The organism is uncultured Turicibacter sp. (genome assembly GCF_938044715.1).
Taxonomy (GTDB): Bacteria; Bacillota_I; Bacilli_A; order MOL361; family Turicibacteraceae; genus Turicibacter; species Turicibacter sanguinis.
Genome location: NZ_CALIOS010000076.1, coordinates 1 through 15,174 on the forward strand (window position 1 = coordinate 1; position 15,174 = coordinate 15,174).

At 35.9% G+C, this 15,174-nt stretch carries 13 protein-coding genes; 10 read left to right on the plus strand and 3 right to left on the minus strand.

Going from position 1 to position 15,174, the window contains the following annotated elements:
* Window positions 1-1,525, plus strand: a 1,525-nt coding sequence (locus tag QWC74_RS08195) for a DNA topoisomerase (protein ID WP_288993974.1), incomplete at its 5' end; no start/stop codon positions are given.
* Between the two features lie 151 nt (window positions 1,526-1,676).
* Entirely contained in the window at window positions 1,677-2,213 is a 537-nt protein-coding gene (locus QWC74_RS08200) for a hypothetical protein (protein ID WP_006783592.1), read from the plus strand.
* A gap of 38 nt (window positions 2,214-2,251) precedes the next feature.
* Here QWC74_RS08200 and QWC74_RS08205 read toward each other — a convergent pair whose 3' ends face one another.
* A complete protein-coding gene (locus QWC74_RS08205; protein WP_006783593.1) occupies window positions 2,252-2,524 on the minus strand; it encodes a hypothetical protein in 273 nt (90 codons plus the stop codon).
* A gap of 423 nt (window positions 2,525-2,947) precedes the next feature.
* Between QWC74_RS08205 and QWC74_RS08210 the strand changes: the two genes are divergently transcribed.
* The 3 genes from QWC74_RS08210 to QWC74_RS08220 all read left to right on the plus strand — a co-directional run bounded on the left by QWC74_RS08210 (window position 2,948) and on the right by QWC74_RS08220 (window position 6,140).
* Complete coding sequence (locus tag QWC74_RS08210; RefSeq protein ID WP_006783594.1) at window positions 2,948-3,589, plus strand: hypothetical protein; 642 nt, start codon at window positions 2,948-2,950, stop codon at window positions 3,587-3,589.
* A 235-nt stretch (window positions 3,590-3,824) separates the two neighbouring features.
* Window positions 3,825-5,678, plus strand: coding sequence for an alpha-amylase family protein (locus QWC74_RS08215; protein ID WP_006783595.1), 1,854 nt, complete (start codon window positions 3,825-3,827; stop codon window positions 5,676-5,678).
* 198 nt (window positions 5,679-5,876) lie between these two features.
* Complete coding sequence (locus QWC74_RS08220) at window positions 5,877-6,140, plus strand: hypothetical protein (protein WP_006783596.1); 264 nt, start codon at window positions 5,877-5,879, stop codon at window positions 6,138-6,140.
* Between the two features lie 37 nt (window positions 6,141-6,177).
* Here the strand turns inward: QWC74_RS08220 and QWC74_RS08225 are convergent, their stop codons facing one another.
* On the minus strand, window positions 6,178-6,792 hold the full coding sequence (locus QWC74_RS08225; protein ID WP_353888911.1) for a phosphoribosyltransferase family protein: 615 nt from the start codon (window positions 6,790-6,792) through the stop codon (window positions 6,178-6,180).
* Window positions 6,793-7,156: 364 nt separating this feature from the next.
* On the opposite strand from QWC74_RS08225, the gene QWC74_RS08230 reads away from it, so the two are divergent.
* From QWC74_RS08230 to QWC74_RS08250, 5 genes are all read left to right on the plus strand, one after another.
* A complete protein-coding gene (locus tag QWC74_RS08230) occupies window positions 7,157-8,290 on the plus strand; it encodes a glycerate kinase (protein WP_006783598.1) in 1,134 nt (377 codons plus the stop codon).
* 29 nt (window positions 8,291-8,319) lie between these two features.
* A complete protein-coding gene (locus tag QWC74_RS08235; protein ID WP_006783599.1) occupies window positions 8,320-9,576 on the plus strand; it encodes a GntP family permease in 1,257 nt (418 codons plus the stop codon).
* Window positions 9,577-9,773: 197 nt separating this feature from the next.
* Entirely contained in the window at window positions 9,774-10,490 is a 717-nt protein-coding gene (locus QWC74_RS08240) for a PspA/IM30 family protein (RefSeq protein ID WP_006783600.1), read from the plus strand.
* 61 nt (window positions 10,491-10,551) lie between these two features.
* On the plus strand, window positions 10,552-11,625 hold the full coding sequence (locus tag QWC74_RS08245; protein WP_006783601.1) for a hypothetical protein: 1,074 nt from the start codon (window positions 10,552-10,554) through the stop codon (window positions 11,623-11,625).
* Window positions 11,626-11,636: 11 nt separating this feature from the next.
* The gene (locus tag QWC74_RS08250; RefSeq protein ID WP_006783602.1) at window positions 11,637-12,683 is read left to right on the plus strand and encodes an SPFH domain-containing protein; all 1,047 of its coding nucleotides are present in this window, start codon (window positions 11,637-11,639) and stop codon (window positions 12,681-12,683) included.
* Window positions 12,684-12,714: 31 nt separating this feature from the next.
* Here QWC74_RS08250 and QWC74_RS08255 read toward each other — a convergent pair whose 3' ends face one another.
* Window positions 12,715-14,925 carry an alkaline phosphatase family protein gene (locus tag QWC74_RS08255; protein WP_288993975.1) on the minus strand — a complete coding sequence of 737 codons (2,211 nt, stop codon included), beginning with the start codon at window positions 14,923-14,925 and terminating at the stop codon, window positions 12,715-12,717.
* Window positions 14,926-15,174 lie beyond the last annotated feature (249 nt).

A 15,174-nucleotide genomic window follows, 5' to 3' on the forward strand; every position in this document is an offset into this window, starting at 1 on the left:
CTTTGGAATCAGTGCGATTAGTCATGGATTAAAGTTAACGTGGCAAGATAGTAAGTCAAAAGATGTTAAAACGTTTGATGAAGATAAAGTGACAGCCCTATTAACGACCTTAAATCAGCAACCAGCCATCATTGAGAAGGTAACGAAAGTTGAGAAAAAAGAGTATGCTAAAGGATTATATGATTTAACAGAATTACAACGTGATGCGAACCGTTTATTTGGTTTCTCAGCGAAAGAAACGTTATCAATTATGCAAAAATTATATGAGCAACATAAAGCTCTGACGTATCCTCGTACCGATTCTCGTTATATCTCAAGTGATATTGTTGAAACGTTACCGGATCGTTTAAAAGCGGTGGCCATTGGTCCTTATCGTGGGGCAGCTAACGGATTATTAAAATCAAAAATCGTAGCCAATAAATCGTTTGTAGATGACAAAAAAGTAAGCGATCACCATGCCATTATTCCAACGGAACAAACGGTGTTATTAACGGATTTAAGTGATAAAGAACGTAAAATTTTCGACCTCGTCGTGAAACGATTCTTAGCGGTGTTATCAAAACCATTTGTATACGAGCAAACGACGCTTTTAGCTAAAATTGGGTCTGAGAACTTTACGGCAAAAGGAAAACGTGTGATTTCTGCGGGATATAAGGAAGTGTACGGCTTTGATGAAGATTCAGATGATGACCAAGTACTTCCGATTGTAGAAGAGGGCATGAAATTACCAATCTCAAGATTAATTAAGACACAAGGAAAGACACAACCACCGGCTTACTTTAATGAAGGAACCCTGTTATCAGCCATGGAAAATCCAGCACGCTTTATGAATTCAAGTGATAAAGAAATCGCGAAAACATTAAGTCAGACAGGTGGACTTGGAACGGTTGCAACACGTGCGGATATCATTGAAAAATTATTTAATGGTTTCATGATCGAGAAACGTGGTCAAGAGATTCATTTAACATCAAAGGGACGCCAATTACTTGAGCTGGCGCCAGCCGATTTAAAATCACCTGAGTTAACCGGGCAGTGGGAACAAAAGTTGAGTGATATTGCAAACGGTAAATTAAAACGTCAAGTTTTTGTTGGACAAATGCGTGAGTATGCGGTAGCAATCGTTGAAGAAATAAAAGGGAGCGACGCTAAATATAAGCACGATAATTTAACAACTACTAAATGTCCTGACTGTGGGAAGCCCATGTTAGCGGTAAATGGAAAACGCGGTAAGATGTTAGTTTGCCAAGATCGCGAATGTGGAACGCGTAAAACAGTGTCTCAAGTGACAAATTCTCGTTGTCCAAACTGCCATAAAAAACTTGAGCTTCGTGGAGAAGGAGAAGGGCGCATCTTTGCTTGTACTTGTGGTTATCGTGAAAAGCTAAGCAACTTTAATAAACGTAAGCAAGAACAGAAAAAACAAGGAAGTAAACGTGATGTTCAAAAGTATTTACGTGAACAAGAAAAACAAGCAGAACCATTAAATTCAGCCTTTGCAGATGCATTTGCCAATTTAAAATTCTAATACATGAGGAGTTGTCAGACGACAACTCCTTTTTTAATAGGGGGAAAGTGTAAAAGGGAGGGGGATTTTTTTTGTGAATTAATGAATGAAATAATCCTTTTATGAAATACTAAGAAATAGAATCGTTTACTTTTTAAAAGGAGTGAAGCTGATGAGAAGTTTTAGATGGGCATTCATGATGAGTTTCATCGTGTTTATTGCTTTAAGTCTTGTGGGATGGGGGCAACCCTCACCCTCGTTAATTGTAGAATCTTATTTTAGTGAAATCCAAAAAGGGACAGAAGGAGATTTTCTTAGTTTATTTAATGATGCTAAAATGAAAAAAACAGATCAGTTAACGGATGTTGATCAACGAATTTTTGAGTTAATAAAAGATATTCAATTTGAAGTTTTGTCACAGAAAATGAATAAAGAAGTCGCGTATGTTAAGGTGAGTGTCACGGGACCAGATATAGCAGCAGAACTCATGCAGTATCAATCTGCTTTTATTCAAGAAAGTCAAGATCACTCATCTCCTGTTTCTTTTGATGAGAGTTTGATGCTATCTTGTTTAGAGGAGGTAACTTATACAGAGCGTTCGGCTGAGATTCGCTTAATAAAAAAAGATAGCACATGGAAAATTACAGATAGTCGTGAAAGTATTTTATATCTATTGTTTAACTTACAATCAGCAACCTTTAATCAATGAATTTAAAAAACGAAGTTCGATAATCAGAACTTCGTTTTTTAAATGTATATTTCATTTTTTTCCATTCGGTTATAGACAAAATTATCAACGTAATGTCCAGTATAGGCATCTTGAAAAATAATATAAAGATTGCCAAACTCATCGAAGGAAACATCATCAATCGTCACGGTTGTTTCACCATAAATTCTTCCATCTTGTTCTGTTTCACGTTGAACTCGTTCAATACTTTCAGTGATAGTATATTGTTGTTTTTTATTGTCCGCGGAAATAATTTCCCAACCGAGGAGTTTTAAAATTTCAAGAATATTCATGCAAATCACCTCTTATCGATTTCATTATGGAATAAAGTGGAGAGATTTATTCAAAAGTGAGTCTATTTCAATTCAGATTCTTTTTTAAAGATGATGAACAAATTTTTAAAAATAATGAAGTGAAAAGATGGGTCATCAGTTTAAGATTTGAATTTCATTTCAAGGCATTTGAGGCGATAGGAGGATCACTAGACGTAAGCCTAATTTTATCAAGGGATCTGTTCCCTCTTAATTCAAGTGATGGTTCAATGATAACTTTGGTTTAAGAGGGCAAGAAGGTCCCTAAAAAATAAGTCATAATGTAGGAGTCATTGTATTTTTTAACCTATTTAATGAGTATTTTCAATTAAACTGTGAATGATGAGAGACACTTTATGGACTTTTAACATAAGATATACTAGTCTGAAAAAAAGGAGTGATAACATGGCTCAAACGTTGTTAGATATTCAGTATGGGGATGTATTTGGCAATGTCAAATGTGAGAAAGTTGTGCTTTATGGAGATTCAGAAGATGATGGACTTTTTATGAATCAGTTGAAATTAGTAGTGGCTGGAAAAGAAATCGCGCCATTAAGTTGTGAGTTACCATTCGGTGGATATGCGATGCATTTATATTTAGGGGATTTTTTATCATTAGGAAAAGATCAAATTTTGGTGGTTGGTCAATCAGGTGGTAGTGGAGATTATACAGTTTTAGGATTGGTTGAGGTAGAAAAAAATCAGTTGAAGTTGGTATGTCGTGATGATGAGATTTCAAAGCAGTTGGTATTTAGCACACAACTTGTAAATGATGAGCAGGCCTTTGTTCTTTGTGATCAAACCCAAATGATATTTTTAGTAGAGATAGACGATGAAAACTCATTGCCACAAGTTTTGGCACCGAATGTGATTTATCCGATTAAGCAACCGTATCAAGATGCGTTTAGTTTATTAGTTCAACAGCGAATTATAGGACAGACAAATTCTCAAACACTTGGTATGATCCAATCTATTCTAGTTTTTAATGATCAAGGAAAGTTAGTGATTCAGAATCAATATTTGCTTGAACCAGGATATGAAAAGTGAGGTTTTAACTCGCTTTTTATTTTACTAAAATTTATGAAATCGATACCATTCTATATTTACCTCTTTTTCATTTAATGCTATAATTCATCTTAAATAGGAATAATAATAATGGAAAGGAGCGTAGCGACTTTTCATGTGACGGGGATTTGGGGACGGAGAATTAAATAGTTATTGATTGTGTGGGAAGGTTCCCTTATTTGGTGTGAGTTTTCATGAAAAGTAGCGATAGAATAGGATGGGAAGAAGAGATGAGTTTGAACAACGGTTAGCGAAGCATTATGATGACTTAAAGTGGACGTATCATTATGTCTATGATCAATTTGGAGCGAGTGATGAAGATTTTGAGTCGCTGATGAGGGTGATTGAAAAAAAATATCAGGAACGTCAAGCAGAACTTAAAGCATTAGATCAGCGTGATTCACATTGGTTTATGGCCCAGGATATGATTGGAATGATGCTTTATGTGGATTTATTTGCGGGGGATTTGAAAAATTTAAGTCAAAAAATTCCGTATTTGAAAGAGTTAGGGGTGACGTATGTTCATTTGATGCCTCTTTTAAAGCCTCGTGAAGGGGAAAATGATGGAGGGTATGCGGTAGAAGATTACCGTGATATTGATCCACGCATTGGAACGATGAATGATTTTATTCAGATGTTAAGCGAGTTTCGGGAAGCGGGGATTTCGGTTTGCATCGACTACGTGTTAAATCACACGGCGAAGGAACATGAGTGGGCGAAACGTGCGCTTGAGGGGAATTATTTTTATCAGAGCATGTATATGATGTATGAGCATTATGATATTCCAGCTCTTTATAATAAGACGGTGCCTGAGGTTTTACCGGATAAGTGCCCGGGGAATTTTACTTATTATGAAGAAATTAATCATCATGTCTTTACGTCGTTTAGTGATTTTCAGTGGGATTTGAATTTTAAGAATCCTTATGTGTTTGAGCAAATGGTTGATATTATGTTGTTTTTAGCAAATACAGGGGTTAATATTATTCGGTTAGATGCGATTCCGTTTATGTGGAAAGAGCTTGGAACGTCGTGCCGTAATTTACCGATGATTCATGAATTGATGCATCTGCTACATCTGATTAAAGAAATTGCGTGTCCATCCCTTGTTTTACTTGGAGAAGCGATTGTTGAGCCTTATGAGATTGTAAAGTATTTTGGAGATGAGCACAAAGTCGAGTGCGAGTTAATGTATAATGCGAATTTTATGGTGAATATTTGGAATTCGTTAGCGACTCGGGATACTCGTGTCATGCGTTTGGATAGTGAGAGGTACACGACACCAAAATCGGGAACTTGGATTAATTATGCACGTTGTCACGATGATATTGGATGGGGATTTAGTGAGGATGCGATTTGGTTAACGGGCTCAAATCCAGTGGATCATAAGCAATTTATGATTGATTTTTATAGCGGAAAGTTCCCGGGAAGTTTTGCAACAGGAGAAATTTATCAATATAATCCAGTGACGCGTGATGCAAGAATTAATGGAACACTTGCAAGTTTAGCTGGACTTGAGCAGGCGTTAAGATATGATAATAGTGCCATGATTGAAACAGCCATTGCTCGTATTAATCTCATACACGCCTTATTACTAGGATCACAAGGAATCCCGCTTCTTTATAGTTGTGATGAATTAGCAACGATTAATGATTATTCTTACTTAGAAGATGAACATAAATGCCGTGAAGGGCGTTGGGTTCACCGACCAGCAATGGACTGGGATCGTGCGAAAAAACGTCATGATTTAACGACACCAGTGGGTCAAGTTTTCCAAATGCTAAAGCATCTCATTAACATTCGCAAAAATGAGCCATTATTTGCTGGGGATGTGAAAAATGAGATCCTCCGCTTGTCAAATCACCATGTTTATGGAATCGGCAAATTCCAAGATGATGCCAAAATGTTATTATTATTTAACTTCTCCGAACATAAATTGTATCTTCCAACAACTGAAATGAAACAGTGTGGATTTAGTGGGATGATGTCAGACCTTGTCAGTGATAAAAGGATTCATTTAGAAGATGAAGTGATTGTTGTTGAACCTTATGAATTTTTATGGTTTAAAAATTAGATAAAAAAGCAGTTCGAATCAGTCGAACTGCTTTTTCTTTGGGGGAGTAGCGTGAAGGAAAGATTCCTTATTCTATGGGTGGTTTTAAAGGTAAATATGACAGGATGTCACATTTCTTTAAAAAAGAGTTTAGGTCAGTTGATTATGGGGGATTACCTTGTGCTATAATAGAGCGTAACGCTGTTAGGAGGTTTTAAGATGGATCAAATGTATTTAGTCATGTTTTTACGTGAAGGTGGGTATATCGAATCAAATGTTGACTTATTAGAACTTGACCGTTCAACGCTTGAACAAGTCATTGAACGTTTAGTAGATTATCATAATAGTGAAGAATTAGAAGATGAATTAAGAGGATGTGGCCTAAATGCTCGTGCGATTATTCGCACGTACTTAAATCATGTCGGGGATTATGGATACGAAGATTTCTATCATTTAGAATTAGTGAGTCCAAAATCATTATAGTTGTCTTTAATGATCAAGGATAAAAAGATACAAAAGTTCAGCAAATTAAATAAAAAGCCTTATCCAGTGGGATAAGGCTTTTTACATGATGATGGACCTTTTTTAGGTCTTCTAAGTAATAGGACATTTGCTCTTCTGTGACTTGAGGAAACGTCTCATAATAGGCTCCTACTGAGGTGAAGTGATCGATTGAATGAAGACAAATAATCTCATCTACAAATTGACGGAGGGCTTCAATCGTTTCTGTTGGTCCAACAGGAACCGCTAAAATCAATTTTTTGGGTTGATGAGCTTTAATCGATTTAATGGCAGCTAAAAGAGTAAATCCTGTCGCTATTCCATCATCGACTAAAATGACCCCTTTATGTTGAACGTTTGGAAAGGAATCATGGCCACGATATGTGATTAATCGTCGCTTGATTTCACGTAATTCTTTTTCAATCTCTTGCTCAATATAGCCAGTCGGAACGTGGAGGTGTTCAATATATTCTTCATACAATAAATATTGTCCATCGACAGTTACGGCTCCAATCGCTATTTCTTTATGATGAGGAGCTCCAATTTTTCGAGTAATTATCAAATCCCATTCAAATTGAAAATGTTTAATTGAAGGAAGGCCCACTTCAACTCCACCTCTAGGGACTAAAAGCATGATTATCTCTTTATCATGGTAGAGTTTTAAATGTTGACTTAATAATTAACCTGCATCAAAACGGTTTTTAAATAACAATTTTCATCACCACTTTTTCTAAATTATTTTTAGTATGGACGAAATAGAATAGGTTATTGGCTACATACTAAAGAAAGATATAGACGCTTTAAAATAGAAAAATTTTTAAAAAAGCAATATAGTAAATTTTAGAATTTTTTGAAAGCGTGTATACAAAAGATGTAACCGGTGTTATAATAGCTTTCGCTCGTCACTTTTTGACGAAAAGTGAAATGTCAAATCATATGCTTAAGTCTAGAGTTAGGTTTAGATTAATTATTAATGTATTTAAAGGAGAGCTGACACCATGAAAGTCGTTGTAGTTATTGACTCATTAAAAGGAAGTTTAAGTTCAATAGAAGCAGGTGAAGCAGCAAAAGCAGGTATCTTAGCTGCTAATTCTAATGCGACGGTTGTTGTAAAACCATTAGCTGATGGTGGAGAAGGAACAACAGAAGCGTTAGTAGCTGGAATGAATGGTGAGTTAAAAAATGTAGAAGTGTGTGGACCACTACATGAAAAAGTTTGTGCCCAAATTGGGATGATTGGTGAAACAGCTGTGATTGAAATGGCCCAAGCAGCAGGACTTCCATTAGTAGCAGTAGAAAATCGTAATCCATTAGTGACAACAACCTATGGTGTTGGAGAGATGATTAAAAATTGCATCGAGGCTGGATGTAAAAAATTTATTGTTGGAATTGGTGGATCATCAACAAATGATGCCGGGCTTGGGATGTTAATGGCTTTAGGATTTAAATTCTTAGATGCTAATGGACAAGAAGTGATGCAAGGGGGCCAAGGTCTTAGCCAAGTGGTTTCAATTGATGAAACAAATGTGTTACCTGAATTAGCGTCATGTGACTTTAAAATTGCTTGCGATGTTAATAATCCTTTATATGGAACACTTGGTGCTGCGTATATTTATGCACCACAAAAAGGAGCAAATCCTGAAATGGTAGAAGCATTAGATGCAGGATTAAAGCATTTTGCAGATGTTGTCGCAAAGCATAAAGGACAAGATTTTGCTCATTTACCAGGTGCTGGAGCGGCAGGTGGACTTGGATTTGCGTTCACCGCATTCTTAGGCGGAACATTAGAATCTGGTGTTAAAATTATTTTAGAAGAAACGAAGTTAGAAGAAGAATTAAAAGACGCTGATTTTGTTATGACGGGAGAAGGTCGTATTGATCATCAAACGGCAATGGGGAAAGCTCCAATTGGAGTTGCCAAGCTTGCAAAAAAATATAATTGTAAAGTCATTGGAGTAGCGGGAGCTACAACAAATGATGCGAAAAAATGCAATGAAGAAGGAATGGATGCTTACTTCTCAATCGTTAATAGTGCGATGTCTTTAGAAGAAGCAATGAAGCCAGAAGTTGCTTACGAAAATATGAAGCAAACAACGCAGCAAATCTTTAATTTAATTCAAGCCATTAACTAAATGACAATTTCATAAAGGAGAGTAACCACATGGATTTACAGATTACAACGTTTGGTGCGCTACTTGGGTTAGCTGTAGCCATTTTCTTAATTATTAAAAAGGGACATCCAGCTTACAGCTTAATTTTAGGAGCTTTAATTGGTGGACTTGTTGGAGGAGCAGGACTTGATGGAACTGTTTCAACGATGATTGATGGGGCCAAAGGAATGATGCCGGCCATTATTCGTATCATTACGTCTGGAGTTTTAGCTGGAGTTTTAATCAAAACGGGATCAGCAGCTAAAATTGCAGAACAGATTGTTAAAGTATTAGGAGAAAAACGCGCGTTATTCGCTTTAGCTTTAGCGACAATGATTTTAACAGCAGCTGGGGTATTTATTGATATCGCAGTTATTACAGTAGCACCGATTGCTTTAGCATTAGGTAAAAAATTAAACTATTCAAAAATGGCAATCTTACTTGCGATGATTGGTGGAGGAAAATGTGGAAATGTTATCTCTCCAAATCCAAACACGATTGCAGCTTCTGAAAACTTTGGTGTTGAATTATCAAGTTTAATGGGAGCAAACGTGATTGCGGCCATTTGTGGTTTAATTGTGACGGTTTTCTTAGTTAAGTTATTAATTAATAAAGGTGAAAAAGTAACAGAAATCGTTGTAGAAGAAAATCAAGACGACTTACCAAGCTTCTTTGCAGCGGTTATTGGACCAGTTGTTGCCATTCTTTTATTAGCTTTACGTCCATTGGCTGGAATTACAGTAGACCCATTAATTGCTTTACCAGTAGGTGGAATCATCGGCGTGATTGCTTGTGGAAAATGGAAACATACTAATGAGTATATTACATTTGGATTAACAAAAATGATGCCAGTTGCAGTTCTTTTAGTTGGAACGGGAGCAGTAGCAGGTATTATTAAAGCATCAACGTTACAAACAACAACCATTGCTTTATTAAATGGATTAAGTATTCCAGAATTCTTATTAGCTCCAATTGCAGGGATTTTAATGGGAGCGGCGACTGCTTCAACAACAGCAGGAACAACGATTGCTTCGGCAACATTTGGACCGGCTATTATGGCTGCAGGTGTATCTCCACTTGGTGGAGCGGCAATGGTTCATGCAGGGGCAACTGTACTTGACCACTTACCACATGGATCATTCTTTCATGCAACAGCAGGAGCAACAAATGTTAGCATCAATGAACGTTTAAAATTAATCCCTTACGAGTCATTAGTTGGGTTAACCATTACGATTGTGACAACGATTATTTGGGGGATTATACTTTAATATGATTAAACCACCCATTATGGGTGGTTTTTTATATGAGTTGAAGAATTGTGGAATCTAATTATACGGTAATTATACAAGTGAGTAATTGACGAGATGTTTTTATAGCAGTAAAATATTGATTAAACTTAATGAGATAAATATTTTTCGGGTTAATGTCATATAATTTAAGCGTTAAGATGATGAGGAGTGAGGTTATGTCCATTTTAAAAAGATTTACCGATATTATGTCAGCTAATATGAATGCCTTATTAGATAAGTGTGAGGATCCTAGTAAAATGGTGGATCAGATTTTACGTAATCTAAATGAGGATTTAGGAAAAGTAAAAGCAGAAACCGCAGCAGTTATGGCTGAAGAAATACGTTCTAAACGTGAATTAGCTGAATGCACACAAGAAGTAAATAAGTTATTAACGTATGCTAAACGTGCAGTTGAGGCAGGAAATGATGACGATGCCCGTTTATTTTTATCTAAAAAAGCAACCTTAGTGGAGAAACAACAAACCCTTGAACAAAAAGTTCAAATGGCTTCTGAAAATGCTAGAAAAATGCGCCAAATGCATGATAAACTAGTCAGTGAAATTAATGATTTAAATACACGTCGTGAAACCATTAAGGCAAAAGTAGCAGCTGCGAATATGCAATCGCGCTTAAATGAAATTGGAAGCTCTGTAGGAGCAGCTAAAACGAACTTAGGAGCATTTGCCCGTATGGAGGAAAAAGCCAACCGTATGCTTGATGAAGCGAATGCGATGGCAGATTTAAATGCGTCACCGGTTGATGAAGTCGAGTCGTTAATGAGCAAATACGATGCCCCCTCTTCGGCTGTTGAAGATGAGCTAGCAGCCCTCAAAGGTGGAAGTTCATCGGTGATTGATGATGAATTAGCCGCTTTAAAGAATGAATTAAACTAAAGAGTAATCAGGTTGTGGCTAGTCTACTAGTTGCAACCTTTTTTAGAGAGGGAGTGAAAAGATGGATGGGCACCAAAAAGAAGAGGTCGAAGTTTTTACATGTGAAAACTGTGGCGGAAATATGATTTTTGATATTAAATCCCAATCATTAAAGTGTCCCTATTGTGAGACAGAAGTAAAAATTGATAATAGTGGGGATGTTTTAGAATACGATTTTTCCAACGTGTCACGCCTTGAAGCACAATCTGATTGGAATGAGGAAGCAGAAGTTATTAAATGTGAAAGCTGTGGAGCCGAAACGGTTGTTGATAGACAGTCAACGGCTATCCATTGTTCATATTGTGGCTCTTCTCATGTTCTTAAAACAAAGCAATCAGCAGGGATTAAGCCAGAAGGCGTTTTACCCTTTAAAATAGATAAACATCAGGCCATGGAAGAAATGAGTCGTTGGATGAAAAGACGTTGGTTAGCGCCAAATGATTTAAAGTTATTGTATCAAAGTGATAAGTTACAAGCGGTTTATGTACCATATTGGACCTATGATGCTCAAACTTATAGTACGTATACAGGCCAAGGCGGTCGTTATTATTATGAGACACGTGAAGTGAATGGGAAAAAAGAGACGATTCAAAAGATAAGATGGTATCCGGTCAATGGACAGTTGCATGAATTTTTTGATGATGTTTTGGTGAACGCCTCGGCCCATTACTCCGATCAAATCATGAGTGGGGTAGAGCCTTATAATACCGATCGCATAGAACCCTATAAACCAGAATATTTATCAGGTTATCTAGCGGAACGGTATTATCTAGGGGTAAGTGAAGGTTTCTCATGTGCTAAACAAAAAATGGTTCGAGAACTAGAATCAATGGCGCATCATGAGATTATGTGTCGTTTCGATACCGCAAGAAATGTTGTTGTCAGAACGCAGTATCAGAATGTGACGTTTAAGCATGTGTTATTACCGATTTGGTGTGCTAATTATGATTATAAAGGAAAAAACTATCAATATATTATTAATGGTGAAACAGGCCGTGTGCACGGGACGTATCCTTATAGCTTGGTTAAAATTACGATACTCATTATACTAGGAGCACTTGCTCTTTATTTATTCTTTGTTTATTTTAATAGTTAGGAGCGAATGGTATGGGTTTATTTAATAATCAATTTGCAAATGTTGTAGAATGGAATGAGACACGTGATGATGTCATTTTTTGGATGTGGCGAAATAAAGAAATTAAACGTGGCAGTCGTTTAGTGATTCGTCCCGGACAAGATGCTATTTTCTTATTTAATGGCAAGATTGAAGGGGTATTTAAAGACGAAGGAAATTATGAAATTGAATCGGAAATTGTTCCATTTTTAACGACGTTAAAAGGCTTTAAATTTGGATTTAATACGCCTTTACGTGCTGAGGTTTTGTTTGTGAATACGAAAGAGTTCTTAGTTCGATGGGGAACTAAAAATGCCATTAACATGCAAAATCCAAATTTAAAGGGTGGATTACCGATTAGAAGTTTTGGAACATTTACGGTGAAGGTAGATGATTATTTAGCGCTAATTGATCGTATGGCAGGTGTGAAACAACAGGTTACAGTGGATGATGTCAAGGAGCGTGTATTATCAAGACTCGATCAACTCTTAATGCGTTGGATTTCAAAAGAAGGAAAAGATTTATTTAATTTACAAGCCAATGCATATGAAATTGCTCGTGGGATTAAAATGGATTTAGATATGGAACTGTTAAAGCTTGGATTAACTGTAACAGAGTTTACAATCTCAAGTTTTACTTATCCTGAAAATGTTCAAAAAATGATTGAAAAAACAGCTTCATATGAAATGGTTGGCGATATGAATCAATATCAAAAAATGGCGATGTTAGATTCGATGACGCAAAATCCTGGTACTCAAATGGCGTCGATGGCGCAAGCTGGAGTAGGAATGGCGATGGGAATGGAAATGATGAAGCAAATGGGTTCAATAGCCTCAACACAGGTCCAACAAGCGACTGAAAAATCAACTGAAGTGTCTTGTCAAGGATGTGGGTATCATTTGCAAAAAGGGGCAAAGTTTTGTCCTGAATGTGGAATGAAAGTTTCAGAGAGCGTCAGTAAAAAATTCTGTTCTGAGTGTGGAAATAAAGTAGCACAGGGAGCGAAGTTTTGTAATGAGTGTGGATTTAAATTAAATTAAAAAAGACTGAGCATTGATGCTCAGTCTTTTTTTATTGAACGTCTTCAGTTGTGGTATCCGTTGGTTGTGTTTCATCTGTTTGTTGAGGCATTAAGATTGATTCAATCGAAATACCATCTAATTGAAGGTTGTTAATATCATATCCAAGTACCTCAAGAGCAGCCTGAACACCAGCAGAATATCCTTCTGTATATCCTTGTTCAAAGTGTTCAGATTGTTCTTCTTCTAATCCGATTTTGAATTTTTCAGAAGTACTTAAAACATGGTTTGTAACTGTTACTTGTTGAATATAGAATGATTCTGATTCATCCATTGTATAGTTTGGAACAATTAATGTTTCAGGATCAACATAAGTCGTATCATAAGCAGTTTTATTGATTCGAACACGGCTATAGTCTGTAAAGTTTTGACCTTGAACAATTAAGTTTCCTTCTTCATCATTATAGACGTTTGTAATGATAATATCTTTAACTCCCATTTGCATTTTTGTGGGTTCAAATGGGTTAATACCATCATAAATGTATTGGTCTCCATAAAGCATATCATACTGTAATAACTTTAGATTATCTTGGTAGTCTTCACTATCTTGGAATTGTTGATGATAGTTAACAAGTGTTCCTGTATGGATGTCTAATTGGTTTAAAACGTGAGCCCCTAATTGGTAGGCCTCGATATCTGCATCTTCTTTTGGTAAGTTGAAGTTGTTCCAAATGACATATTCTGTTTGGAAGATGTCTCCATTTGATAACTCTTCATCCGTAATATCAAGCGTTGGTAAGTGATCGCCATACATCACAAGGACGGTATCTTCAGGAATCATCGATAGGGCATTGATTAACTCTCCAATGAATTGGTCCATTTCATGAATTTCGTTGACAAAGTATTCAAATGACGTTAAACGAGCTGGATCATCTAAACCAGATAACGTGATGGTTGAATGATTCTCAACAGGTGTATCAGGATAATCCCCATGTCCTTGAACCGAAATCGTATAAATATAATCTTGATTTTCAGTGGCATTTAAGGCATCTACGATGGATTGTGTTAAGTATTTATCTTTTGCCCAACCAAGTGGTGTTCTTTCCTCAATGTTCATGTATTCAATTGACGTAAAGGTATCAAACCCTAACATTTTAAAGACTTTTTGGCGCGTATAGAACGTTCCCTTATTATTGTGAATGGCATGTGTGGTATAGCCAATTTGTTTTAAATCGTAAGGGATACTTTCAGCTGTAGTTTTACGTAAAATAGTTTTGTATGGATACTCTCCAGGTCCAAAGTATTCAAGGTTCATTCCTGAAATGGTCTCAAATTCCGTGTTTGCTGTTCCGGCTCCAATAGACGGAACACTTAAGAATCCAGATGAGAATTGTTCTTTTAATTTTCTGAAGTTAGGAACTGGATCTGATGAGAACTCAAGATCTTTCATGTAAGTTGGATCGAAGAATGATTCTAATTGTAACATGATAATGTTTGGTGCTTGTTTTTGAGTAACCTGTAAGTTGTTATCGGTACTAACCGTTAAACTTGAGTCATCAAATTCGTTATCATTTGTATCGACATTTAAACTGTTAAAAATTTCTTTTACTTTTTCTTCATTATAAGTCAGTGGGCGTTTAATCCCAGTATTTAATAACGTATTTGAAAAACAGTATGGGAACCCATAATCTAAGTAAGCAAAGGCAATGTTACCAAAGTATGTTGCAATAACTTCTGATTTAATTGCACTCGTTGTGATGAAAGTAAACGTAGCAATTCCAATGGCAAAGATTGATAAATTCTTTTTGTAGTTTACTTTTTCTTTTGATTTAGGTGCGAAGAAGAAAGTCACGATAATCCCTATAACGGCAAGGGCGATTCCAACAACGATTAATCCCATTTGGAATTTTGTAAAATATTTTTGTAAAATATCAAACGTCGAAGAAATTAATTTTAATTCATTTGCCGTAAAAGGTGTCACACGATTATTTAACACAATCCCGTTTGTAATTCCACCCGCTAACCAAATGATAGAAATTAAAGCGAATAAGGCAATTTTACGACGTACTAAAAGAACGAGCGATAAGGTTAATAAGATAATGGCCGAGTTGTATGCAAATACAACAGGTGATTCTATTAGATAATGAAAGGCCGCACCCACAGAATGGCGACTAAATGACTCAATTAAAAAGTTTAAAACAAATGATGAGATGATACATATAAAATAGAAATTATAAAAATACTTCTTCATGAATTCTTTCATTTGAAACCCCCATAAATTAATAATCTTTATGAAACAAATTTCAAAAAGATGTGAAATTAAGATAAATTTTCCATTTAATTTTGGCTATAGATAGCCTAAATGACATTTTAACAATGGCTTCCTATAAAATCAAATAGAAAATTTTAGGAAATGGTAGAACACAAATATATATTATACATAAAAAGTAAAATATTTCATTATTGCTTTTAATTATTGAAAAATATTTAGATTGTTCTTTAAGTTATTCTG

What these genes read in the sequence shown, in the direction of transcription:
- QWC74_RS08200 (WP_006783592.1), top strand. Translation starts at nt 1,677, where the DNA reads ATGAGAAGTTTTAGATGGGCATTCATGATGAGTTTCATCGTGTTTATT.
- QWC74_RS08220 (WP_006783596.1), top strand. Translation starts at nt 5,877, where the DNA reads ATGGATCAAATGTATTTAGTCATGTTTTTACGTGAAGGTGGGTATATC.
- QWC74_RS08205 (WP_006783593.1), bottom strand. Translation starts at nt 2,524, where the DNA reads ATGAATATTCTTGAAATTTTAAAACTCCTCGGTTGGGAAATTATTTCC.
- QWC74_RS08215 (WP_006783595.1), top strand. Translation starts at nt 3,825, where the DNA reads ATGGGAAGAAGAGATGAGTTTGAACAACGGTTAGCGAAGCATTATGAT.
- QWC74_RS08240 (WP_006783600.1), top strand. Translation starts at nt 9,774, where the DNA reads ATGTCCATTTTAAAAAGATTTACCGATATTATGTCAGCTAATATGAAT.
- QWC74_RS08255 (WP_288993975.1), bottom strand. Translation starts at nt 14,925, where the DNA reads ATGAAAGAATTCATGAAGAAGTATTTTTATAATTTCTATTTTATATGT.
- QWC74_RS08235 (WP_006783599.1), top strand. Translation starts at nt 8,320, where the DNA reads ATGGATTTACAGATTACAACGTTTGGTGCGCTACTTGGGTTAGCTGTA.
- QWC74_RS08250 (WP_006783602.1), top strand. Translation starts at nt 11,637, where the DNA reads ATGGGTTTATTTAATAATCAATTTGCAAATGTTGTAGAATGGAATGAG.
- QWC74_RS08245 (WP_006783601.1), top strand. Translation starts at nt 10,552, where the DNA reads ATGGATGGGCACCAAAAAGAAGAGGTCGAAGTTTTTACATGTGAAAAC.
- QWC74_RS08225 (WP_353888911.1), bottom strand. Translation starts at nt 6,792, where the DNA reads ATGCTTTTAGTCCCTAGAGGTGGAGTTGAAGTGGGCCTTCCTTCAATT.
- QWC74_RS08210 (WP_006783594.1), top strand. Translation starts at nt 2,948, where the DNA reads ATGGCTCAAACGTTGTTAGATATTCAGTATGGGGATGTATTTGGCAAT.
- QWC74_RS08230 (WP_006783598.1), top strand. Translation starts at nt 7,157, where the DNA reads ATGAAAGTCGTTGTAGTTATTGACTCATTAAAAGGAAGTTTAAGTTCA.